The organism is Exiguobacterium sp. s56 (genome assembly GCF_018618255.1).
In the GTDB taxonomy this organism is placed as follows: domain Bacteria; phylum Bacillota; class Bacilli; order Exiguobacteriales; family Exiguobacteriaceae; genus Exiguobacterium; species Exiguobacterium chiriqhucha.
Genome location: NZ_JACSLR010000010.1, coordinates 81,610 through 105,293, shown reverse-complemented (window position 1 = coordinate 105,293; position 23,684 = coordinate 81,610). Strand labels below are relative to the sequence as shown.

23 protein-coding genes are annotated in these 23,684 nt (G+C 48.7%); 7 read left to right on the top strand and 16 right to left on the bottom strand.

Annotated elements, in window-relative coordinates; all coding sequences use genetic code 11:
• Nucleotides 1-169 precede the first annotated feature (169 nt).
• Nucleotides 170-775 (bottom strand): flavin reductase family protein, encoded by a 606-nt coding sequence (locus tag KNP71_RS10730; RefSeq protein WP_214830695.1) that lies wholly within the window; start codon nt 773-775, stop codon nt 170-172.
• A gap of 261 nt (nt 776-1,036) precedes the next feature.
• Here KNP71_RS10730 and KNP71_RS10725 point away from each other — a divergent pair, with 261 nt between their 5' ends.
• Nucleotides 1,037-2,875 carry an ATP-binding protein gene (locus KNP71_RS10725; RefSeq protein ID WP_241764612.1) on the top strand — a complete coding sequence of 613 codons (1,839 nt, stop codon included), beginning with the start codon at nt 1,037-1,039 and terminating at the stop codon, nt 2,873-2,875.
• A gap of 202 nt (nt 2,876-3,077) precedes the next feature.
• Entirely contained in the window at nt 3,078-3,395 is a 318-nt protein-coding gene (locus KNP71_RS10720; RefSeq protein WP_125318027.1) for a hypothetical protein, read from the top strand.
• Between the two features lie 61 nt (nt 3,396-3,456).
• On the opposite strand, the gene KNP71_RS10715 is transcribed toward KNP71_RS10720, so the two are convergent.
• The gene (locus tag KNP71_RS10715) at nt 3,457-4,719 is read right to left on the bottom strand and encodes a helix-turn-helix domain-containing protein (protein WP_021065169.1); all 1,263 of its coding nucleotides are present in this window, start codon (nt 4,717-4,719) and stop codon (nt 3,457-3,459) included.
• Between the two features lie 269 nt (nt 4,720-4,988).
• Here KNP71_RS10715 and KNP71_RS10710 point away from each other — a divergent pair, with 269 nt between their 5' ends.
• The 3 genes from KNP71_RS10710 to KNP71_RS10700 all read left to right on the top strand — a co-directional run bounded on the left by KNP71_RS10710 (nt 4,989) and on the right by KNP71_RS10700 (nt 7,506).
• Complete coding sequence (locus tag KNP71_RS10710) at nt 4,989-5,666, top strand: hypothetical protein (protein WP_081637888.1); 678 nt, start codon at nt 4,989-4,991, stop codon at nt 5,664-5,666.
• A gap of 62 nt (nt 5,667-5,728) precedes the next feature.
• Nucleotides 5,729-5,980: a hypothetical protein gene (locus KNP71_RS10705; RefSeq protein ID WP_021065171.1), complete on the top strand. Its 252-nt coding sequence runs from the start codon at nt 5,729-5,731 to the stop codon at nt 5,978-5,980.
• Between the two features lie 197 nt (nt 5,981-6,177).
• Complete coding sequence (locus KNP71_RS10700; RefSeq protein WP_051627752.1) at nt 6,178-7,506, top strand: N-acetylmuramoyl-L-alanine amidase family protein; 1,329 nt, start codon at nt 6,178-6,180, stop codon at nt 7,504-7,506.
• Between the two features lie 23 nt (nt 7,507-7,529).
• Here KNP71_RS10700 and KNP71_RS10695 read toward each other — a convergent pair whose 3' ends face one another.
• Together KNP71_RS10695 and KNP71_RS10690 are read right to left on the bottom strand one after the other, a co-directional pair.
• Entirely contained in the window at nt 7,530-8,054 is a 525-nt protein-coding gene (locus tag KNP71_RS10695; protein WP_058765662.1) for a GNAT family N-acetyltransferase, read from the bottom strand.
• 35 nt (nt 8,055-8,089) lie between these two features.
• Complete coding sequence (locus KNP71_RS10690) at nt 8,090-8,932, bottom strand: CPBP family intramembrane glutamic endopeptidase (protein WP_214830694.1); 843 nt, start codon at nt 8,930-8,932, stop codon at nt 8,090-8,092.
• Between the two features lie 161 nt (nt 8,933-9,093).
• On the opposite strand from KNP71_RS10690, the gene KNP71_RS10685 reads away from it, so the two are divergent.
• Nucleotides 9,094-11,451: a bifunctional diguanylate cyclase/phosphodiesterase gene (locus KNP71_RS10685; protein ID WP_051627753.1), complete on the top strand. Its 2,358-nt coding sequence runs from the start codon at nt 9,094-9,096 to the stop codon at nt 11,449-11,451.
• Nucleotides 11,452-11,527: 76 nt separating this feature from the next.
• Here the strand turns inward: KNP71_RS10685 and KNP71_RS10680 are convergent, their stop codons facing one another.
• The 7 genes from KNP71_RS10680 to glmS form a co-directional block, all read right to left on the bottom strand.
• Nucleotides 11,528-12,673, bottom strand: a complete 1,146-nt coding sequence (locus tag KNP71_RS10680; protein WP_214830692.1) for a mannitol-1-phosphate 5-dehydrogenase — start codon at nt 12,671-12,673, stop codon at nt 11,528-11,530.
• Nucleotides 12,673-13,104 (bottom strand): PTS mannitol transporter subunit IIA, encoded by a 432-nt coding sequence (locus KNP71_RS10675; protein WP_214830690.1) that lies wholly within the window; start codon nt 13,102-13,104, stop codon nt 12,673-12,675. The genes KNP71_RS10680 and KNP71_RS10675 overlap by 1 nt, the downstream gene beginning before the upstream one ends.
• A gap of 44 nt (nt 13,105-13,148) precedes the next feature.
• On the bottom strand, nt 13,149-14,570 hold the full coding sequence (locus KNP71_RS10670; protein ID WP_034781590.1) for a PTS mannitol transporter subunit IIBC: 1,422 nt from the start codon (nt 14,568-14,570) through the stop codon (nt 13,149-13,151).
• A gap of 166 nt (nt 14,571-14,736) precedes the next feature.
• A complete protein-coding gene (locus KNP71_RS10665) occupies nt 14,737-16,764 on the bottom strand; it encodes a BglG family transcription antiterminator (protein WP_214830688.1) in 2,028 nt (675 codons plus the stop codon).
• Complete coding sequence (locus tag KNP71_RS10660; RefSeq protein WP_021065180.1) at nt 16,754-17,023, bottom strand: PTS sugar transporter subunit IIB; 270 nt, start codon at nt 17,021-17,023, stop codon at nt 16,754-16,756. The genes KNP71_RS10665 and KNP71_RS10660 overlap by 11 nt, the downstream gene beginning before the upstream one ends.
• A gap of 211 nt (nt 17,024-17,234) precedes the next feature.
• Nucleotides 17,235-18,275, bottom strand: coding sequence for a YaaC family protein (locus tag KNP71_RS10655; RefSeq protein WP_214830685.1), 1,041 nt, complete (start codon nt 18,273-18,275; stop codon nt 17,235-17,237).
• 79 nt (nt 18,276-18,354) lie between these two features.
• Nucleotides 18,355-20,151, bottom strand: coding sequence for a glutamine--fructose-6-phosphate transaminase (isomerizing) (glmS, locus tag KNP71_RS10650; RefSeq protein ID WP_214830683.1), 1,797 nt, complete (start codon nt 20,149-20,151; stop codon nt 18,355-18,357).
• Between the two features lie 411 nt (nt 20,152-20,562).
• Here glmS and KNP71_RS10645 point away from each other — a divergent pair, with 411 nt between their 5' ends.
• The gene (locus KNP71_RS10645; RefSeq protein WP_021065292.1) at nt 20,563-20,898 is read left to right on the top strand and encodes a hypothetical protein; all 336 of its coding nucleotides are present in this window, start codon (nt 20,563-20,565) and stop codon (nt 20,896-20,898) included.
• 32 nt (nt 20,899-20,930) lie between these two features.
• Here KNP71_RS10645 and KNP71_RS10640 read toward each other — a convergent pair whose 3' ends face one another.
• From KNP71_RS10640 to KNP71_RS10620, 5 genes are all read right to left on the bottom strand, one after another.
• On the bottom strand, nt 20,931-21,689 hold the full coding sequence (locus KNP71_RS10640) for an endonuclease/exonuclease/phosphatase family protein (protein WP_214830681.1): 759 nt from the start codon (nt 21,687-21,689) through the stop codon (nt 20,931-20,933).
• A gap of 131 nt (nt 21,690-21,820) precedes the next feature.
• Nucleotides 21,821-22,231 (bottom strand): P-loop nucleotide/nucleoside kinase family protein, encoded by a 411-nt coding sequence (locus tag KNP71_RS10635; RefSeq protein ID WP_214830679.1) that lies wholly within the window; start codon nt 22,229-22,231, stop codon nt 21,821-21,823.
• Nucleotides 22,232-22,263: 32 nt separating this feature from the next.
• Nucleotides 22,264-22,734, bottom strand: a complete 471-nt coding sequence (locus tag KNP71_RS10630; protein WP_021065295.1) for a hypothetical protein — start codon at nt 22,732-22,734, stop codon at nt 22,264-22,266.
• Nucleotides 22,727-23,236 carry a hypothetical protein gene (locus tag KNP71_RS10625; RefSeq protein WP_021065296.1) on the bottom strand — a complete coding sequence of 170 codons (510 nt, stop codon included), beginning with the start codon at nt 23,234-23,236 and terminating at the stop codon, nt 22,727-22,729. Before KNP71_RS10625 ends, KNP71_RS10630 begins: the two co-directional genes overlap by 8 nt.
• Nucleotides 23,237-23,680: a hypothetical protein gene (locus tag KNP71_RS10620; protein WP_029596141.1), complete on the bottom strand. Its 444-nt coding sequence runs from the start codon at nt 23,678-23,680 to the stop codon at nt 23,237-23,239.
• Between the last annotated feature and the right edge of the window lie 4 nt (nt 23,681-23,684).

Here is a 23,684-nt window from a genome sequence, read left to right as displayed (position 1 = left end):
CGACTCCCCTTTTTTCTCTGATCGCTGACGCGTTAGAAATTAGAATGTTCTGACTTTATTGTGACACATTCGAGCGCTCGTGTGAAAGAAAACCATCATGCCAATGGGCTCTCCATTCTTTACCCGAAAAAAGGCGCCACTTCTCCGATTCGAGCAGGCGCCATGGCATTTATTTCGGTCGTTCGATTTCGAACGTTTCACCGAGTGTCGCATAAAAGTTTCCGGCGAGTCGACTGACCGGTGCCAATCGTTCGGCGTCGATACGTCCGGCTTCATAAAGCGCCGGGTCAATATGGAACCGCACGACTCGCGCGATCAATAAGTCGGCCGTCACTTTCCCGTCATGCTCAATCGGAACGTGATGGTGCAGTTTACATTCCATCCGGATTTTGGCTTCTTTCACGCCTGGCGTCTCGATGATATCACTCGGTGTGGTCGTGAACGTCGTCCGATCGAGCTCACTTTCCGCTGGCCCTAAATTGGCCGCGGTCTCGTTGACGAGAGCCACGTTCGTCTCATCGACGATATGGATGACGAGTTCTTCTGTCGCGACCGCATTGCGGGCTGTGTCTTTCATGACACCGTTCTTCCGTTGAACCGATATCGATAGTAGCGGCGGCTCGGACGCCACGATGTTAAAGTAACTAAACGGCGCAGCATTGATTGTGTCGCCGTTTCGAGTCGTCACGAAAGCGATCGGCCGCGGAACGATACTCCCGATTAAAAATTTGTACGTGTCTCGCTCGGTTAACGCTGAAGGTTCAATCGATAGCATAAGAGCACCTCTTCCATAGTCATTTCTTCTCTTTCAAGCTATCCTGTTCCCTTCGCATGTGTCAATCGGAAGCACATTTGAATGTGTAAGATGCTGAAATCCGGGGTATATCCGTCTAGATATGATATTTAAACAGAGAATGCTTGATGGCACATTGTTTGAGCAATTCGGTGTTCATCTAATTTTTCTTTTTGTATATTTCCGTTATACGACAATGGAATTGGAGTTGGTTTTTAGTTAAGGAAGGAAGTAGAGTGTATTATGGGCAAGTGGATTGAACAATTGAACAGTCGTCAAATTCTCGGCATCCTTTATGGTGTTTGTATCACCAGCCTCGTTTTAACAGCAATCGGTGCTTGGTTCGTTCGGGACGATACCGTCTCACCGACCGAACTTCTGACGTTGCGTTGGATCTGGATGACCGGGCTAGTCATGTTTATCACTGCTATTTTATTAATTGGACGTCCTTTGATTACACGAATGGTCAGTCAAAACGAAAATATGCGCGCGAAGCAAACAGAGATGCAGTCCGTGCTCGAGGCGTCGAAACAAAACGAGACCAAACTGCAGTATCGTAACGAATTGATTGAAGTACTCGCTTCGAAGGAATCGTTACTCGACTATTCGGCTGTCATCGAAAAAATCGTCTGGTTGACCGAGGCCGAGTTCGGGGCCGTATTGCTCGTCAAAGACGATGAAATCACGTCCGTCGTACCGAAAGGGATGACCACTGAACAACAAGAAGATTTGAAAGTACAGTCGCTCTTACTCAAACGCGTTATGATTTCAAGAACGCTAGAGGCGAGTTCAAAAAAAGTGGCCGACCAGCTTCACGGCTACCCGTACTATATCCATGAGACCGTCATCCCGGTAAAAGATCCATCAGACGGAACGATGATCGGTTGTTTATATTTGGCCTGTTACGATAAGCCGTTCGATGCGAGTGAAACATCAGAGTTGAACGCGTTCGCGAACCAGTTGGCCATTTCGCTCTTACGGACGCGGCTTTATCGCCAGATGCAACAGGATCGTAAAGAGACGGCACAATTAATCAACTCGGTCCGTGAAGCGATTCTTTATTTCAACTATGAAGAAGACACGATTGTCGGCAACCGCGCCTTTATCCGCATGTTCGATGAACTTCAATTCGAATACGCCGGTTATGAGGAACTGACAACGTTATCGATTGATATCGAACCGTTTGCCGAACGTGTCGATCAACAAGACCTTTTCATCAGTTATATCGAACGTGTCTTCGACCAAGAGCCGCCGGAAGACGGTTTATCGATTTCATTGGATCAAGGCGATTGCTTCCTCCAAGTCTATGCAGAGAGTATTTACCGAGACGGGAAGATTCACGGCACGATGCTCGTCTTGCGCGATGTGACGGCCGAAACTGAAATTGACCGAATGAAATCAGAGCTTGTCTCGACGGTATCTCACGAATTGAGAACGCCGCTGTCATCGATCTATGGATTCACAGAGTTGATGCTCGAGCGTGATTTGAAGGCAACCCGCCGCGAATTGTACTTGAAGACGATTCACGATGAGGCGAAACGTCTCTCGTACTTGGTCAACGACTTCCTCGACCTTCAAAAGATGGAGGCCGGAAAACAGACGTTCGAGTGGGAGACGGTCGATTTGCTCGAGCTCGCCCGCGACAGTATCAGCTTTTATCAAGAGACGACCGATTCGCATCATCTACACCTTGATGCCGATGTCGGACAAGACTTTAAAATCGAGGCCGACTTGGAAGGGATGCGACAGTTGCTCGGTAACTTGCTCAGTAACGCCATCAAGTATTCCCCAGAAGGCGGCAACGTGCTCGTCTCGTTGGAACGACTCGAAGGACAAGTCGTCATGAAAGTCCGCGACAACGGGATGGGTATCCCTTCTTCCGCCTTGCCGAACTTGTTCGGCAAATTTTACCGGGTCGATAACTCAGACCGTCGTAAAATCGGAGGGACAGGACTCGGTCTCGCCATCTGTAAAGAAATCGCGAAAGCGCACGACGGACATTTACACGTTGAATCGATTTACGGGGAAGGTAGCACATTTATTTGTGAATTGCCGACATCGAAAGAAGCGATTCATCAATGAACACGACCGGAGTCGTTCCGGTCGTGTTTTTTACGCCTTAGCTTCTATTTTTAGCAGGAATGTTTTGGGATAATCTAGAAAAAGAGTAACATCGAGAAACGAAGGCAACATCGATTTACCCTTCCCATTTTTCTCGCAGGTTAAGTCTAGAAAAAGAGCTATACTAGTAAGGAAGAGACAGACAAGATTGGAGGTCATGAAGTTGGATCACCGCGACCCACCGTTTTCAGAACTAGGCGACTTTAAACAATGGGGACGTTTTGATATAAACGTGCCACTTCAAGGCGGGCAAGCCGAACTGCAAGCTGCCGTATCGATTGTTAGACATCATATTCCTTTGCGGTTGGGTGGGTTTTATATCATCGCGAGTGAAGATGGGATTTTGCGAAGCGGCTCTCACGATGCCAATTTGCAAAAACATATCATTCACCTGCTCCAACAAGTTCAAACGGGCCATGTGGAAGACGAAGCATTGATGAACGAACCGATTTGGACGATTCATTATTTCACCACTCCATAAACGACAAGAGACGATTCGGGCGTCTCTTTTTTTGTGCAAAAAAAGAACGCCTGAGGAGGCGTTAATCTGCTTGGGAGCGTATAGATATAACTTTTTCGTAATATTCGGTAGCGAGTTTATATTTACCATTTTCTCTAAGTTCACGCGCCAACCAAAGAGCATATTTTTCAATATAAACGTAATCGTCGTAGAGTTCGAAATATTGAACTGCCTTTTTTAACGTGTTAATCAATTTGATTTTATCTTGTTCTTGATAACAGTTTTTATAAATTTCGAAATGATGATCAAATTCTTCTAAACCTTCTTTATCGCCTTTTAGTTCATATCCCTTTTGGAGCCAATTTAATATTTCACGTTTATCATTATAATTCGTGTAGCCCTCGATTAAAGAAAGTACGCTAAATAATTTACTTTTAACTTCAATCTTGTATTCAAAACTGCGCATAAAGTACTCGAGTGCTTTTTCTTGGTCTCCGAGAGAAGAATAAACTTCCCCCATATTGTTGTAGAGCATACCATTATAATTTTTTAAATCAGTTGCACTAATAACCTTTACTGCCCGTTGATAATAGGAAAGCGCTTCTGAAAATCTCTTTCTCCGCTTATGTGATAATCCAATTAACAAATGACATTCTACTATTCGTTCTAAATAAAAGTGATCTTGAAAATAATCAAGACCGATTTTGACATTTTCAATAGCTTGTAAGTAATCTGCACATCTATAATAAAGTCCGCCCATAATATACCGCATATCAGCAACTTCCCAGTCAGGGATTCCTGTATTGACCATTTGTTCATTCAATCTTTCCAGAGCATCTAAACCTGCCTCTTTTTCATTTGCTTGAAACAATTTAAGACACTTCAGCAAGTCATACCTGAGCATGTTATCACGGTCTAACTGATCTTCTATCCACCCGATTTCCGTAAAGTATCTGCCTTCTCTACCTGGCATTACGTCAAATCTAGCTAGGACTAGTAATAAACAAATGTATACTTCCTTTGATTGATTCACCACTGGATTAGAAAGATATTTCTCCACTTCTTTTTGTTTATCTATATCTTTTCGAGTTAAAATTGCTTCTTTTAGTAGCCCTTGAATTTCTAATTTCACTTTCTCTATTTGTTCACTTAAGTCATAGTAGAGCGGAACATCAATATTTAACCTGTCAAATATCATTTCTAGTACTTCTTCACTAGGAGAAGTTTGATTATTTTCGATTTTGCTCAAATAAGAAATCGAACAAACTCCTCTGGCTAGTACCGATTGCTTCATATTCCTACGCATACGCTCGATTTTTATTAAGTTACCGTAGTTATATTCCATCTTATGCGATAGCCCCTTCGTCCTAATATCCAATGGTTTTTCATATAATTTTTAGTGAAAATGCAAGTAATCAGGAAACTTTATCTAGAAATCAATTAAAAAACGTGTTTCTCGGCTCCGATTTTCCCAATCAACAACAGTTCGATGGGCGTATTATTCATGATAAGATTTAACTATAAACAGTTAATAACAATGTGATTATTAGGTATAAGGAATCAGCTTAAGTATTTCCAATAAATAATTCATTTATTATGGAGGTGAATACGACAATGGGGAAATTAAATTTTTTACTCGCTGAAGATTACATTAAACCTAAAATCTATTTTCAATCTAAACAAACACCTACATTTAATGCATCTTATTCGTACGCTGATCGCAATCAGTTTGAGGGGTTAGAGCATTTGACCCAATTGTTATTTTCATCAAAAGGATTCATTATTAATGCATTTCAAATCGATTATTATCAAACTTTGCCACAACTAATTACAAGAACCCTTAAAGAAAATCGTTCATATAAAAAACTATACATTCTTGGACCTGAACTGTCTCTCTCTATTCTAAAGCGCAGTTCAAAAACCGTCTATGAGAAACACTTTCAAGAATTCGGCTATATCAATGTGGAACGAGAATTCCAAGGAGTTCTTCGCCAATGCTTAGCTTTATTGCAGGAAGGGCATATCTTATATATTCTTCCGGAAGCATCGATTTGCTGGCGACCAGAATCTTTTCAATCATTAGAAAATCAACTCTCTCCTCTATGCAGCACATTACTCAGTCAAGAAGCACACGTTCCAATCTTATCCTCTTCGACCAAAGAAGGGTCTGACAAAGTCGTGTTACATGAACCGAATGTACCACAACAATATGTCGGAGATTTGGAATCACGTGTTTACCAACAATCAGAATCGGTATATAATTTACTAGAATCTCCAGTTTCTGACTACTGAGTACTATCACACTAGGAATTGAAGCTTTCAACACAATATTATATTTAGCGGAGGGATTCATGATGAAAAAGATTACAGGTCTATTATTTATCGTAGCAGCAGTCTTACTATTAGGTAGTTCAATTAAACCAATGGGTGAAGAACTACCTCGCCTTGGTAAATTTGATGTACAAATTCAACCATTCGGCGAAGAGCTTCCACGTTTAGGTAAACTTACAGTACCAGTAAAGCAATTTGGTGAAGAATTACCTCGTCTTGGAAAAGTAGAAAGTACAATCAAACCACTTGGCGAAGAACTTCCACGCCTCGGATAATTTTTTAGAAAGAGACGCCCTCGTGCGTCTCTTTTTTATTTCCGAAACCCTGGAAATAAACTTATCGAAAAAAAGTCAAACAATTTACATATTAACCTCCATTTTTTTCTTGTTTCCTTATATAATAACGGAGACATGATGACGATTTCATTTCACAGCTACTTCACCTATCTTATGAATAAAGGAGCGGATCTCGATTGAACCAAACGAAATCATCTTGGAACTTGAAACTGTTGCTTAGCTCTTCCCTCGTCATTGGTGGCATGGCCATCGCCCCATTCGACTTGACGCCGAACGGTTTCGAATCGAGCCGAGTCGAAGCTGCCTCTACATACACGACGACAGCGAACTTGAACCTTCGTTTAAGTGCCGCCACATGGAGTCCTGTCCTTTTAACGATTCCAAATGGGGCGACCGTCAAATATGTTAGCAAGTACGGCTCTTGGTACAAGGTCAGCTACGGTGGCAAGACCGGCTACGTCGCTTCGCAATACGTGAAAGTTTCGACTCCCTCGACGATGACGCCGAGCTCAGCCTCGTACTACAAAACGACGGTCAATTTAAACTTGCGATTGACGGCAGCCTCGTGGAGCTCGGTCTTGACGACGATCCCGAACGGCGCCACCGTCAAGTATGTCAGTCGTTATGGCTCTTGGTATAAAGTCAGTTACAACGGAAAGACGGGCTATGTCGCTTCGCAATACTTAACAGCCACCGGAGCCCCGACTACGACGACTTCTACCACGTCCTACCAAACGACGGTCAACTTGAACATGCGCTTGACGGCAGCCTCGTGGAGCACGGTGTTGCTGACTATCCCAAACGGTGCGACCGTCAAGTACGTCAGCAAGTACGGCTCTTGGTATAAGGTCAGTTACGGCGGCAAGACGGGTTACGTCGCTTCGCAGTATTTGAAGCCGGCCACGACGACGACACCAACAACATCAACCGGTTCAGGTCGGACGATCGTGATCGATGCTGGACACGGCGGGAATGACCCAGGGGCTGTGTACGGATCAGTGTACGAAAAAGTCATCGCTTTCGATATCGCCGCACGTCTCGCGAGTACGCTCTCGAATACATATGGCTATAACGCACGGATGACGCGCTCGAACGACGTGTACTTGTCGCTCGCACAACGCGTCGAATTGACAAAATCGTATAAAGGTAGCGCCTTCGTCAGCATTCATAACAACTCGTCGACGAATACGTCTTACCACGGTCACGAAGTCCTCGTCCCGACCGGTGAAAGTTATACGACGAACCCATACATCTCGGCTAGCCGTAGTTTAGGGGCAGCCATCAACCGTGAACTCGGTGTCCGAATCCCAACGATTCGTAACCGTGGTGTGAAATATCAAAACGTTTATGTCGTCGGCAAGAACAGCGTCCCATCGACCCTTGTCGAATATGGTTTCATCAGCAACTCGAACGACCGCTCGCACTTGACGAGCACCACATACCGGCAACGGATGGCAGATGCCACCGCTTCTGGGATTCATCAATTTATGAGCACTTATAAATAAGCAAGAGACCTGATCGCATGCGATCAGGTCTCTTTTTCATTGGCGGGACAACGCCAAATTTTATGATGCGCCCCCGGACCCCAATAGTGCTCAATCGTCACGAGCGGCGGGCCGAGCCGTTTCTCCCAATAGGCTTGTGACGTTGGAAAACCGGCATCCAAATAAAATGCCGTTTGTTGATTCGCCACGAGTTGCCGTCTCATATTGTCTATCAAGAAACGACCGACACCTTGGCGTTGGGCACCAGGTGCGACGTACATGCATCCGATTTCAGGAACGTTCGGCTCGATGTCGACGTGTGCGGTAATGATGTCATTCGGAGGCAAAATCGCGGCCGTCCCTACGATGACGTCGTCTTGGAGCACCACGAAAATTTGAACGGTCTCGTCCTCGAAACTGTCTTGAACGGTCGTATTCAACCGTTCGACTTCCTCATCCAACAAGTCGGCATCTTCAAACTGTTCTCGGCGAATCAAATCACTCAGACTCTCCATAAACAGCCGTTGGAGCGGCTTTACATCTTCACGTTCGAGCGGGCGAAAGTTCAATCTCTCCACTTCCCTCTGTTCCTGAATGATACGTGCTAGTCTTTACCCGCGTCCGCTTCTGGCGTAACGTTCGGTTGATGCGACCCTTCCACCGCCTCGAGCTGCTCGAGATGATCGTAACCGAGATGTCCATGCGTTCTCCAGATGAGGACGATTGCAGTCGTGACGAGCAATAACGTCAAATGGAGAAAGCCGATCGGAAACATGCCCGGCTTCATTAGTGGAATGAGTGCGAACGAGACATTGAACATCGTATGGAGCAAGAAAACGGACCATAAATTCATCGTCGTAACATTGTAGAGCCAAGATATGATGAACGTGAAAGCGAGAATCGCCATGGCGTATGCCCAAAACGGGATGAGCGATTGCCCGGTCCCCTCCATCAAAAAGAGTGGTGTATGCCAGACGGTCCAAATGCCCCCTACGAACAAACTCGCTTTGATCGGGGTCGTCTTCAATTGACACGCGTTGAGCAAATAACCGCGCCATCCGTACTCTTCTTGCATCGTGCCGCCAAGGAACAGCATGTAGAAGAACGTCGGCACGACGAGCCACGGACGCTCAAACAGCAACGCCCCTTCCGCATCGGACCACCAATAGGCAATCAGGAAAACGGAGGGAAGGAACAACAGGCCGAACGCATAGTATCTGCCTGCCATCCGCCACTCGAATCCCCGCTTCCATAACGTCGTGACACCTTCCCAACCGTTCTCCCGGAACGCCATGTAACTCCCGGCAAGACTTGGACCGAACGCTCCGATCAGCACAATCGCTTGAATCGGTAACTCGGTCCTAATAAATAGTCCCCACCACGCCAACCATGAGAACCCGAACGCGATGAGGAGAAATAAGATGATTTCTTTCTTTGTCGGTATCATTCGTCTCCCCTCCTTCTATCCGTAGTTTACCCGCTTTCCGAACGACTTCCCTATTTCATGCAAAAAATATTTTTATTATATGAAGCAAAATGATAGATGGACTTTTGAATTCCAAGGTATAATTGAAATTACAAAAAAATTACATTCATAGTGAGGTATATATGGAACCAGTCGTTGAACACTCGATGAGTCACAATGGGTTTCTCGTGATTCTGTCTTATCTGATTGCCGCCGTTTCTGCTTACGCCGCCATCGAACTGGCCCGACGTGTCAATTCAGCGAACCGTTCCACCCAAAACGTCTGGATCATCGCTGGTGGCGCGACACTCGGTCTCGGCATTTGGTCGATGCATTTCATCGCCATGCTGGCCCATGAGGTATTGCGACCGATCACGTATTCGGTCCCGCTCGTCCTATTGTCCGTCGTCATCGCCATGGCCGGTTGTATGTTCGGCTTCTTGATTGTCTCGCGTCGCACGACTCGACCAGCCCTAATCGGTGCCGGACTAGTCATGGGAGGCAGTATCGCCAGCATGCATTACGTCGGGATGGCAGCGCTCCAAGGCGTCACGACTTCCTACAATCCATGGTTGGCGACGCTATCGATTTTGATTGCGCTCGGCGCCTCGCTCGGCGCCTTATGGATTGGCTTCTTTTCGAAGTACACACAGAAAAAGATGCATATGGAACTGAAGGTGTTCTTCTCCCTTTTGATGGGTGTCGCCATCTTCGGCATGCATTTCGTCGGCATGCTAGCGGCGACGTTCACGTTCGTTGAGACAGACAGACCTTTCGCCAATGCGATTGAGCCTTCACTGCTCGCATGGCTCGTGACGGCGATTACGATTCTCTTGTTCGCCATCTTCTTCTTATCACTCACGCTCGATCGTCATCTCCGCAAACGAGAATTCATTCAAGCGACGATTCTTGATTCGACGACGGATGCAGTCGTCACGACGACGAAAGACGGGATGATTCAATACGCGAACACAGCCTTCTATCGCTTGTTCGATGAAGTCGAGCAGGATGCCTTCTTCCAAGACTATCATCCGTCGCTCACAATCAATCAACCGTTCCATGAACCGAGACGCGTCGATCTCGACGACCGGACGATTGAAGTGACGAGTTATCCACTCAAAGGGGAAACAATGGACCAAGTACTTTGGTTCTTGCGTGACGTCTCGGAGACAATTGCCTCACAGCGGCTCGTCGAACATATGGCGTATCACGATACGCTCACGGATTTACCGAACCGGCATAAGCTCGAACGGATTTTAGCCGAACATATTCAAATCGAAGACCCGGTCGCTTGTCTCTACATCGACATCGACCGGTGGCGTTTCTTGAGTGACATGCTCGGGCATCACGGCTCGGACGAACTGACGATGCAAATCGCTGAGCGTCTGCAAGTGACCATTCACCCGGATGACATTTTGACGCGCGTCGGTTCATCCGAATTCATCATCTTGCTGTTTGATAAGCGGAGCACGCTCGCCAAACAGAAAGCCGAGAAGTGTATCAAGGCGATCTCGCAACCGTTCGATATCGACGGGACGACCGTCGAACTGACGATGAGCGCCGGCATCAGTCATTATCCGAAAGATACGAAGTCGGCCGAGGAGCTCGTGCAATACGCACGCCTCGCCGTCCACGAGTCGAAACGGACCGGTAAGAATCAAATTAAAGAATTCGAAGACGAGTCGAAGCATCAAATCCTTCGTACCGTCGAAATCGAAAAGGCGCTCGCGCAGGCGCTCGACCGAAATGAGTTTTCACTCGTGTACCAGCCGAAAGTGTCACTTACGCAAAATCGACTCGAAGGCGTTGAGGCGCTCCTGCGTTGGAACAACCGCGAGCTCGGTCACGTGTCACCGACAGACTTCATTCCAATCGCGGAGAACACCGGCCTGATTCACTCAATCGGCAGTTGGGTCATGCGTGAATCGTGCCGAGCTTGGGTCCGTTGGAAGAAGTCGGGCGTGAAACCATTCACGCTTTCGGTCAACGTCTCCCCGCTCCAGTTCGCGCGTGAGGATTTTGTCGAGTCGCTCCAGGCCATCTTGGATGAGACCGGGATGGACCCAATGTTCCTCGAGCTCGAGGTGACGGAGTCGTCGATGCTGTCATATGAAGAATCGACGCGAGAGAAACTCACCCAGCTCCATCAGTTCGGGATTTTAATCTCACTCGACGATTTCGGGACGGGCTACTCGTCGTTCCGTCAATTGCGTGAGCTACCGGTCCAAGTGTTGAAAATCGACCGGTCGTTCATCGTCAACTTGTTCACCGATCGGAACCAGGAAGCCATCGTTCGCTCGATGATTCAACTCGGTCATAACTTGGGTATGAAAGTGCTCATGGAAGGTGTCGAGACGTCGGATCAGCTCGAATGGTTACTGAACGAACAGTGTGATTACGTCCAAGGTTATTACTTCAGTCGTCCACTTCTTGAAAAGGACGTCGTGAAACATGTCAAATCGGTCACGACGTACATCGAGTTTGGAAAGACCCGCGCTTGATCAGACTGTAGCCCCTGCGCTGCAGTCTTTTTGTATGCCAAAAATCTCCCATGCCACCAGGCACGGGAGAATCGTTTTACGAGACTTGCGCTTTTTCTTGCTCGCGAATCAAGTGGTATTGTTCGAGGATCAGCTTCGTCAGCGTGTCATCCTCATGCAATTGGAGATATTTTTCTACCGTCGAGACGATTCCGTCTTCTTCGATGGAAAGATTGAGTTCAGAAGATTCTGAATCCTCAGGGTTGTAATAGGTCAAGGCAGCCGCGATTCCGTATGCCAGTTCATTCGGTTCGATGCCGTTATCGATGAGTTCGCGGGCCGGTTTGACGAGCCGGTCACTCGGTCCGAGCTTACGGATCGGTGAGCGGGCGACGCGTGAGATTTCATCTTTCAACTTCGGATTCTCGAACCGCTTGATGATCTTTTGAATGTATTGGCTGTGTTCTTTCGCCTCGAACCCGTACTTCTCGAGGAGGAGCCAACCAGTCTCATACAACGCGCCTTGCACAACTTGACGGACACGGCGGTCTTTGAGCGCCTCGTCGATCGTCGCTTTCCCGAACAAGGAACCGATGTACGACGCGATGGCGTGACCCGTGTTGACCGTGAACAGCTTCCGTTCGATGTATGGCCCAATCTCGTCGACCCACGTCACACCTTGAAGCGGGGGCCGCTCGGCCAATCCTTTCGTCTCGATGACCCACTCGTAGAATGTCTCGACCTCGACGAATAGCGGGTCTGCGTGTTGTTGCAACGGGACGATCCGGTCGACGGCCGCATTCGGGAACGAGGCATTGGCCGTCCCGATACCACCTGACGCTTCGATCGCTTGATGAAGTGATGCGCTACCGCCAATCATGTTCTCGCAAGCAATCACATAAACGGGTGCCGACGTCACGCGTTCACGGAGTCCTTCGCTGATGAGTGGCGCGACTTTCGGCAACAGCGTCGGTCCGACCGCGGTCGTGACGAGATCGGCCTCCGCGATGAGGGCGATGACCCGCTCCGGATCGGTCAAACTGTTGACGCCGCGGACCCGGTCGACGAGGACGTTGTCGACGCCTTCTTCGGCGAATCCGACTTCATAAAATCGCTTGTCTTCTAACGCTTGGATGACGGTATCGTTAATATCGACGAACGTGACCTCGTAACCACTCTGATTGAGCAACAATCCGATAAATCCACGTCCGATATTCCCTGCCCCAAAATGTACGGCTTTCATTACGCCACCTCTTCCATGAATAGCGACAAAATCTCTTCTTTCGTCTTCGCCTGTACAAGACGCTCGACGTTATCCTCATCTGAACAGATGACCGCGATTTGGGACAGGAGTTCCAAATGTTCGTCATCCACACCAGCAATCCCGATGACGAGTTTCGCCGTCTGGCCACCGAAATCGACGCCGGCCGGCACTTGGAGGATGGAAATCCCCGTCTTTTGAACGGCGGATTTCGCTTCCTCGGTCCCGTGCGGAATCGCGACTTGGTTCCCGATATACACGCTTGAGAGCGCTTGACGCTCGTGCATCGCTTGGACGTAAGCCGGAGATACGCAACCGGCTGCTTCTAATACTTGACCGGCTGCGTCAATCGCTTCGGCCGACGTGTTGAACGATTGGTTGAGTCGAATCATCTCTGTCTGAATGAATGGCATTTTAGTTCCTCCTATACCTTAACCCTTGTCTCTGTCTACTTGTGTTATGAGATTTTGCTGCGTTCTGCTTTGATTTCTTCAATCAATTGATCGTAATAGTCGGCGTTCAAGAAGTTCGTGACCGAACGGTGAATCGCATCCGGCACTTGTGCCTCGGCCCGGTCCGTCAAATCCTCGTGGGTGATGATGAATTGAGCGTCTTTCGGCAATTGACTGATTGACGTGTTCGTGACTTTGATTGGCAAATTCGCCTTATTCACTTTATTGCGAAGCACCGACGCGCCCATCGCGCTCGAACCCATACCGGCGTCACAAGCAAAGATGATGTGATCGACTTTATCGAGACGGTCGTGAACGAGAGCTGACGCATACGACTGTTTGCCTTTCATCGCGCTGACGTTTTGTGTCGCTTCTTCGAGTGACACTTCTTCTGCCGCGCTCGATTTCAAGATGACACTTGCCACGGCGAACGTGACCGCTGCCGACAAGAGAATCCCTGTGACGAGCCCGAGGTACGAACCGCGTGAAGCCATTGCGAGGATTGCGAAGATACTACCTGGTGACGCTGGTGCGACGAGACCGACATCGAACAAGACGAATGTGAAGACCCCAGTTGCCCCCCCTGCGATCATCGCAAGGATTAAGATTGGTTTCATCAAGACGTATGGGAAGTAAATCTCGTGAATCCCACCGAGGAAGTGAATGATCGCTGCCCCTGGTGCCGTACGTTTGGCCGCGCCTTTCGCGAACACCATGTAAGCAAGCAGTAAACCAAGACCTGGTCCCGGGTTTGCTTCAAGTAAGAACAAGACCGATTTCCCGGCGTCCGCCACTTGGTCGACACCGAGCGGGCTCAAAATCCCGTGGTTGATGGCGTTGTTCAAGAACAAGATTTTCGCTGGTTCGATGAATAGACTGGCGATTGGCAACAGCTTCGCACCGACGATCCAGTCGACACCGGCTGCCATGACTTTATCAAGGCCGCTCATGATTGGACCGAACACTTCGAAGCCACCGATCATGAGAAGACCACCGATGATACCGACCGAGAAGTTGTTGACGAGCATTTCAAATCCAGCTTTGACTTTGCCTTCGATGAGGCGGTCAAACTGTTTAATGACATATCCACCGAGTGGACCCATGATCATCGCACCGAGGAACATCGGAATGTCCGTCCCGACGATGACCCCCATCGTGGCGAGTACCCCGACGACTCCGCCTCGTACGTCATGAATCAACTTACCGCCGGTGAACCCGATCAAGAGCGGTAACAGATACGTGATCGTCGGACCGACGAGTTCTGCTAATTTTTCATTCGGCCACCAGCCCGTTGGAATGAAGAGGGCGGTGATGATCCCCCAGGCGATGAAGGCGCCGATGTTTGGCATGACCATTCCGCTCAGGAAACTCCCGAACCGTTGTACTTTGACTCGAACCCCGCCCGAGCCAGCTTGCGCATTCGCCATGTATAAAACCTCCAGTCGATTATTGTGAAAGGTAGATTGTTGTAGTGTAGCTAACCGGTTTGTGCTCTACACTCGTATTGTAGTCTCAGCGTAAGCGCTTTCTCAATTCAATCCAGTTCATACTTTGGCAACATTCTGTGCCAAATAAAAAAATGACCACGGCGGGTCATTTCTCGTGCAGCGTGTCTTGAATCATTTTCTTCATACATTCATGAAGCAAGAGACGCAGTTCTTTCTTTGAACCGTTACTGTATAAGTTCATATGTCGTTCGCTCTCAATCAAGGATCCGCTGACGGCACTGAGGAACTGGAGTTCGACGTCCTCTGCCTCTTCCGGTGCGAGCAAGACGAGCAGACGGGATACCGGTTCGGTCGATTGGTCCATCATGAGGAGCGGGATCGATTGATTCAAGTCGAAAGCGAACACGCTCGCCCGTTCAATCGACGCGTGACGTCCATGGAACAAGGCCAGTTTCGTGCCCGGGATCCCGAGCCCCGCCACTTCGTGACGCCGGAGCAGTTGGGCCGACAATTGAATGCCGCTTTGGACGAGCCCCCGTTCTTCTAGATGCGTCCCGATATCGAGCAAGATGTCTTCCAGTCGGTCGCTATTATCGAGCGTGACGAGATCGAACTGCCGGTCCATCCGTTCGAACGTCTCGACGAGAGCACCGAGTTCATTGAAGTCGAGCATCGTTGAGTGGCTCTTCTCTTTCGTCTGGAACGACTGTGGGAGCGATAACAACAAGTGGCGGACGCGTTGCACTTCTTCGTTCGTCAACAGCGGGTTGACGATGAGCGTCGGCACCGATAACGGCGGCAACGGCACGGTCGACAAGATGACGTCATAGTCGTCGAGTCGATGCTGTTCGAGACCGAACAACGACGAGTTGACGACGTCCTGCATCTCTGGAAACTCTTGTTTGACCCGGTTGACGAGCATCTTCGAAGAGCCTAGACCCGCCGAACAGACGACAAGGGCTCGATATTCCCGACGCCGGACCGGTTTGACGAGCGCGGCGGCGAAATGCATCGCCCAAAACACCGTCTCTTCTTCCGTGAACGTGTTTGTCCCGAAGACGATATCGGCCGCTTGTTGAATGGCCGAACGTAAATGCGGATAGTCACGGTCGATGTGCGGACGAACCGTGTCCGTATCAGGGAGCGCTTGGGTGTTCATACTCGACAAGATATGGGCGAGCAGCCCTTTCTCGAGCGCGGCGTCGTCCGTGAAGGCGAATCCGTGGATCAGTGAAACGTGATGGATGAGCTTATGGACACGGATCTGCATGACCCAACGCTCTTCCTCATCTTCTTTCATCTGTTCCTTCAATGACCGGAGCCGATTCGCTTCTTCAGCGAACCAGACCCGCTCCGCCATCGAGAACGGCGTCCCGAGGGCCGTCTCCATATCAAACGCGACTTTCAAGTAATCGTCGGAGCGTCCTTTCGTGTAAATCTCTAGGAAAAAGCCGGCGTCCAGACGGGCTTGTTGCACGCCATAGGCGAACGTCACCCGCATAATCGTCCGGTCGTCCATCCGCTCATACGGATGTTCCTTCAAATAGTCATAACCGTCACGAAGCGCCTCGAGCATGACGTCACACGGAACGGTCTTCAAAAAGGTCGGGATGTAATCATCCTCCCCGCGGACAAAGCGATAGAACGCGAGCGTGTCCCAATGAGCGAGCAGCGCATTGATCATCAGCTTCCGCTTCTCGGCTTCGAGGCCGATCACCCGCGCGCCGACCCCTTTCTTCCGCTCGACTTCAAGGTGATACTCGTCGAACCAACGATCGAGTTTCTCAAGGTCCTGTGTGAGCGTGCTCGGTGAGACGTGCATCTGTTTCGCGACCGCCTGCAGCTTGAGCGTGTCTTTTTCAAACAGCAGTCGCCAGGCAAGCTCGAAGATGCGGTCCTCCGCCGTTGGAATCGCCTCGGCCGACAAAATCAAGTCTTCGCGCAACTGTTGCTTCGCATCGGAACGACCGATGAGACTGAGGCCGTGCCCGCGCTGCCAAGCGAGTTCCAATTCGAACTCGCGCAGGATGCCTTCGAGCAGTTGACGCTCCCGTTGAATCGTCCGCTCAGACAAATTGACCGCTTGCGCGATTTCCGCGAGCGGTGTCGAGGTCTCCGTTGCCAATAGATGTAGTAAAATCGAGCGCTCTCGGGCGCTCCACTCATGTTTCATATGCATTCACCCATTCCTCGACGAGTTGTCGATATTCCGTGAGCGATAACATGTGTCTGACCGAGCGAACGTGCGCGGTCGGATGATCGACCGTCTCAGTCCCGGCTTGATAGATAATCCAATCCACGTCTTCCGGGATGTCTCGATACGTGCCGTGTTGAATCACACACGACAATTTTCCCGAACACGCTTCAGCAAACAGCTTCGCCGCCATCGCGCTCGTGACGAACCCGCATGGACAGGCAATATATACGTTCATGTCAGACCTTCTTTCATCGCTTATCTTTATCTAACCATACGATGCAACCGCTTACTCCACCTACTATTTTGCTTGTTGGCAAAGATATCGGCAAGCAGTAAAAAGCACCTTTCCTCAATCGGAACGGTGCTTTTTACTGCTAAAATCAATGTACCTTCTTCTCTATTGTAGAAGAACAATACAAATAGATTATTTATTCACTTCTTGAATTTTAAATTCCTCTACGTGGAACTAAAAATTCTTCTCCAGTAATTTCAGAAGCTATTTCGTGTATAAATTGATAAGGCGCACTTTGTATAAATTCTGATAACAACCAGTTTTGTTGACTGTTCAAATGCTTCGACAAAGTAATAGGCTCATATCTAGATAATTCACTTAATCTATGCATTGCAGCGAATGTAATTGCTAATGAATTCAAAGAAATACTTTCCTTAATATTTGTTCGTTTAATGTACCATCTACTAGATGCTCCTGCAATGTACTGTACATGCTTCCTAGCTTTTTTATGATAGTTGATAAATTTAGTAGTACTTACAGTTTTATTACCTGTCCACTTCGAACGTTTCTTTAAACGAACAATAAATCTTTCTTCAAAATTAACATCTCTTTCGAAAAAATCGCCTATCTTGTTCATAGTATGTTTAGTTGCATACTTTTCATCTATTTCAGCGCTAAACCAACATTCACTAGATTTATCCTTTTTAACTAAAAAAACATCCTCCAAAGGAATAAATAACTCTTTACTACCTTCAGATTTGTACGTTAAACAATATGTACGATGAATATAAACAAGATTTCTTAATAAATCTTTTAATGTGTACTCAACTTTTGAGTTTCCTGATGATATCTGATCGTCAAAGCATTTACATAATGCAGGCATAATCCCATGCTGTTTTAAAATAATCATTTCATTACTTAAAGCAGGCTTAGAATTTTTTCTATAGCCTGAAATCCCATGCCTATCTGCGAATTGAATACCTCGAATCAATAATAGAGTTTTAGTCGCATTTAAAAAGCAGTAATAAGATGTTAAAGGTGCAGCTGTTAAAGGTAAAGATAATGTTGCTTCATAGAACTGCTTAGCTTGTTGCCAATAAAATAACGCATCGTTATTTTTATTATTTCTCTTCAACCACAATTCTACATATTCCCAGGGATCACTGACTAAAACACTTTTACCACTAAAGTTGGGTTCAGTATATGATTTTTTCAATGTTAGATTTCGACGATTGATTTTTATGACACTAGCCATCAATATCCTCCTAATAAATTCATTCGCTTATTTAATTATAAGCGAATGAATTTGAGGCTTCCATATTTAAACAACTATATTATTCAACCGTCACCGATTTCGCCAAGTTACGCGGCTTATCGACGTCACAGCCACGGGCGAGCGCGGCATAATACGCCATGAGTTGAACCGGTAACACCGTGATGAGCGGGGCGAGAATTGGTTCGACGTGCGGCAAGATGAACTCATCGTTCTCGTGCTCGACGCCTTGCATCGAAATGATACACGCGTTCGCACCACGGGCGACGACTTCTTTGACGTTGCCGCGAATGTTCAAGTTCGTCTTCGGTTGCGAGATGAGCGCGATGACCGGTGTGCCATCTTCAATCAAGGCGATCGAACCGTGTTTGAGCTCTCCGCCCGGGTAGCCTTCTGCTTGGATATACGAGATTTCTTTTACTTTGAGCGCGCCTTCGAGACAGACCGACGCATCGAGTCCGCGTCCGATGAAGAACGTGTTCGGTGTCGTCTTCAAGTAGCGGTCCGACAAATCTTCGAACAGCTCTTTTTGTGACATGATCGAGTCCATGATCGTCGCGACGCGCGCGAGTTCCGGCATCAATTCGAACGGCAACTCTTTCCCGTTCGCGCGGGCGATGTCGTAGGCGAGAATCGCGAGCACGGCGATTTGGGCCGTGTATGCTTTCGTCGACGCGACCGCGATCTCCGGGCCGGCGTGGAGGAGCATCGTCTCGTTCGCTTCACGCGAGAGCGTCGACCCTGGCACGTTCGTCATCGTGAGCGCCTTGTAGCCGCGCTTCTTCACTTCGACGAGGACGGCCCGGCTGTCAGCCGTCTCTCCAGACTGTGACAAGAAGACGAAGAGCGGACGTGAACTTAAGAGCGGCATATTGTAGCCGAACTCTGACGAGACGTGAACCTCGGTCGGGATGCCGGCAATCCGTTCGAGGATGTCTTTTCCGACGAGCCCGGCGTTATAACTCGTGCCACAGGCGACGATATAGATGCGGTCCGCTTCCGAGACGAGCGAGCGCACGCCTTCCGTGAGCTCGATGTCACCGGCGTCGTTCTGGTAGTGCTGGATGATGTTGCGGATGACGGCCGGTTGCTCGTCCATCTCCTTCAACATGTAGTGCGCGTACGTGCCCTTCTCGATGTCTGACGCATCGATCTCGGCCGTGTACGGGGCACGTTCAAGGACGTCGCCGTCGAGCGTCTTGATCGTCGCCGATTCGCGCGTCAAGATGACAATCTCGCCGTCGTGGAGCTCGAGGTACTGGTCCGTCACTTGGAGCATCGCCATCGCGTCAGACGCCACGACGTTGAACGTGCCGTCGCCGAGTCCGACGAGGAGTGGTGACTTGTTCTTGCCGATATAGAGGCGTTCTTTGTCCTCTGAGTCGATCATCGCGATTGCGTACGAGCCGTGGAGCTCAGCCAACGTCTTGCGGAACGCCGCCTCGACGTCATTTAGCACGACGAAGTTCTTCTCCATCAACTGGACGATGACTTCCGTGTCCGTCTCCGAGAGGAACGGGACGTCGAGCGTCGCCTTGATCTGCTCGTCGTTCTCGATGACACCGTTGTGGACGAGCGTGAAGCGGCCCGTCGTGCTCTGGTGCGGGTGGGCGTTCGGGACGCTCGGCACCCCATGTGTCGCCCAACGTGTGTGACCGATGCCGATGGCGCCTTCCGCTTCGACCGGTACGATGTCACGAAGTGCGGCGATGCGACCGACTTCTTTGAATACATGGACATCATCACCGACGAGCGCGATTCCGGCTGAGTCGTAGCCTCGATACTCGAGCTTCTCCAACCCTTTCAATAAAATCTCTTTCGTTCCGACTTGACCAATCATTCCTACAATTCCACACATACAAAAATCTCCTCTATATTCGATTTCTCGAAAAAGGAAACGGGCTTTTTAGAGTGCTGTCAACGTGTTCCTCATTGTCCGTCCGGTCACCCGAACGTTTTAAAAGAACACTTTTAGTCGTGACAGGCGACTAGGAGGCATCCGCCGAAAACTCGATTACCCCCACCTCGTCAACTCCTTAGAGTTCTGGCGCTTTTCCTTCATAGCTGGCCGTTTCTCCAGATACCCTTTCATGCTAGCTGGTCTCGATTGAATCCGAAAGTGTTTATGTCACAACAGAATCCGATACTTTTTTACTGTTCATGTAAAAGTCACCACTTTCACTAAAAAGCTACTTTTTTCAACAGGCTTGTCTCGTCGAGCTGGTTCGGTCATGATGGAAGTATATATAGATGGAGTGGAGGAATGGCTATGAATATCGTCTTTCTCGTCATCGGCATCATCTTATCGACCGCATCCAAATGGCTACAAATTGAAGGACAGAGTGAAGTTGGGGATTTTCTTGTGTTTCCGGCCGCCTTCTTCTTGGCGCTTGCGCTCTTGTTCAGCTTCCCGTTCTTTAAAGAATGGTGGGATGACCCGTCGCTTCGCCCGAAAGCGTATCGCTTTGCTGGACTTGCTGCTGGCGGCGTCTTGTCATTCCAGCTCTTCGCCTGGCTCCTGTTTGGTCAAGGCGAGTGGATCGGAAGTATGTTCTTGATCCCGTTCCTCATCTGTCTCTACTTCGTCATCCGTACGTTTAAATGAGAAAGGGGGAGCGCCTAGGCGTTCCCCCTTTTTTACGTGATGTCGAGGTCGAGTAAGACTCCATAATGATCACTCGGCAATAGATCGGCGTCTGTGACGGACGTCTTTCCAAACACGCCCACGTTCGAGATGAAGGGGACGTCCTCTTCGTCGTGACGCAATAACATCCAATCATAGCGTGCTGGTTGTTTCTGCAAAGAATCCTGCTTCAAATACGGATTGTGTACATAATCCAGCGTCGGCTCATCCCCTCCACGACCACACATGGCGACATCGATCCAACGATGTGCGGTCAAATCACGATAAATCTCCGACTGCGGATTGTCATTGAAGTCACCACATAGCAACTCGTAACGTTCTCCCTCACCGATCCACTCGCGGACCGCTCGCACTTGCGCTTCCCGAATGACCGGCGACCGCCAATTCAGATGGACGTTCGTCAATCCGAACGCGTGACCTCCTGCTTGAAACGTCACCCGCATCGCACAGTAGTTCGCTTCTTCTACCTCGTGGTGCCAAATCGCATCATTCGTATCGAGGGGAATATTACTTAAGACAGCGAGCCCTTCATCGGGTGAGTCCGGATAGGCGAGAAACACGCAAAACGGATAGCCCGTTTCGTGGGCGATCTGCTCGGCTACACTGATGCCTTGCTCCCCTTCCACATGCGTTTTGACTTCTTGAAGCGCCAGCACATCGGCGTCAATCATCTTCACTGTGGCACAGATGGACTCGATCCGCTCCGACCATAATGTCGGATTGTTCCAGAGGTTGAACGTCGCAATCCTCATGTACTGGCTCCACTCTGTTGCAAATCTGTCAGCACGAATTGTTCGCTTTCTTGAAGCTGTTGAATCATTTCGCTCAACTCACCGACCGTGTTGTCTAAATAGTAACGGTCCGGTGCACCCGAGCTTAGAAACTAGTTCCGCAATATGATGACCCGCTCGCCCATCTGCGCATCGCTCGGCCGGTGTTGATCACGTTGGACGTGAACGTCTTGCTCCGCCCATAAGATGACGTAGCGCACTTCGACACCTTGTTCAATCCAGTGAACCGTGTAGCGCTTCACGTCTTGCCAAAAAGCGACCCAGTCCACGACGACGTCATATCCCGCCTCAAGAAAATTATCAGTCAACGCGACGATATTCTTCCAAACCAAATCGTTTGCCCGCTCGGTCTCCCACGGTCTTTCACGACCGGACACCGTCATATGACTGATGTCATCGCCTGACACGTATGCACTCTTCTCCATGCTTTGAGCGAGCCATATCGCCGTCGTCGACTTTCCGACACCAGCCGGACCTGAAATGATCCATACTTTCCGATTCATCATTATCCTCCTTAACATATAAGAGGAAGCGCCTAAGCGCTCCCCCACTTTTGTTCTTCTCGCAATTCGGCTTCCGTGACGTAGTGCTCGTCGAGCTGAGCCATATGCCGCTCATAAAGACGATGCTCAAGAATGGCGAGCATGTAAGCTCCTAGCCCAATCAAAGCGAACGCTTGAAGTGAAATCCAATCCGTGAGCAATGCGTAAATCCACACTAGGAAGAATGGTAGCGTCACGAGCCCAAAGATGGAGTTAAGATGGATGAGCCGCTTTGCTGCATCCGACTTCAAAAATTGTTTTTTAATATTCTCACGTTGCCACATCTTACGAAAATCGGGAAGACCCGCTGCGATGCTGAGAAATATGACTGTCATGGGTGATAGCCAATTATACTCTAATGAGAAAAATAGAAGTGCGGCCAACACCGCTGACAAGAACACTTGTGTGGAATGCTTTCTCTGGTCGAACGCCGTCAATTCACGCATTTGGCTCCGTTTATCCATGACCTTGCTCCTTCTCGATGTCGCGCGCTTCCCGAATCAGTTTTAAATCCTCCCCCGTCAAATAATGGCCGTCATGCTTTTGGATGATGCGATCGAGCCACTTCCCGAAAAAGGCAGCTCCCCAGAAAAAGGCTTGCGACAACAAGAACGCCTGAAATGATTGCGGTTGTGGCGTCTCATAGAATACGACAATCCCGTAGTATCCGATTGCGCTAACCCCAATCAAATAAATCGTATACCGGAGCGTAAGCAATTTCCGTGCCTGTCCATTTTTCACGAACCGACGCCACATGAGAAATCGAGTCGTTTCGATGCTAATCATCAGAGCGAAAACCGACACTAAGAGCACAAGGATAAATGACTCGGGCATGTCCCAGTACGATGCGTAAATTAACATCCCAACGACCGCTGAGAAGACAGTTATACCGAAACCCCAACTCGTCCACTTCTCAAACCGGAGAATCGTATCAATCTGTTGTTTTGATTGTGGTGACAGTTCCATTTAGCTCATCCTTTCCATCAATTCTTCATACGTCGGTGCATGAGGATCATGCTTTTTCAACTGACGTTCAATGAATCGTTTCCGATGATGTTCAGTTAAACCCCAAATCCCAAATAGAAGTCCAATCCCAAATCCAAGCGACTCCGTTGTGAGCAAGGTCGTCATAAACGTTCCCATTAACATCGCGCTAATCCAAGTGTCCGCATATTCGACCTTTAGCCACTGTAAGCTTTTTGAGTGCGTCGAGACATAGCGAAGGAGACGGTATTGTTTATGCCCCATGAAAATAAGGAACACGGCGATGGTCCACATTAAAGGAATCAATAACATCTTTTCGAATAGAAGCGCAACAATCATTAATAGAATGTAGATGCCCAGAACCGCGCCCCCAAAGCGTTGAATTCGTTTAATCGATTGGACTTCTTTTTGAATAGAATATTCCATCCGC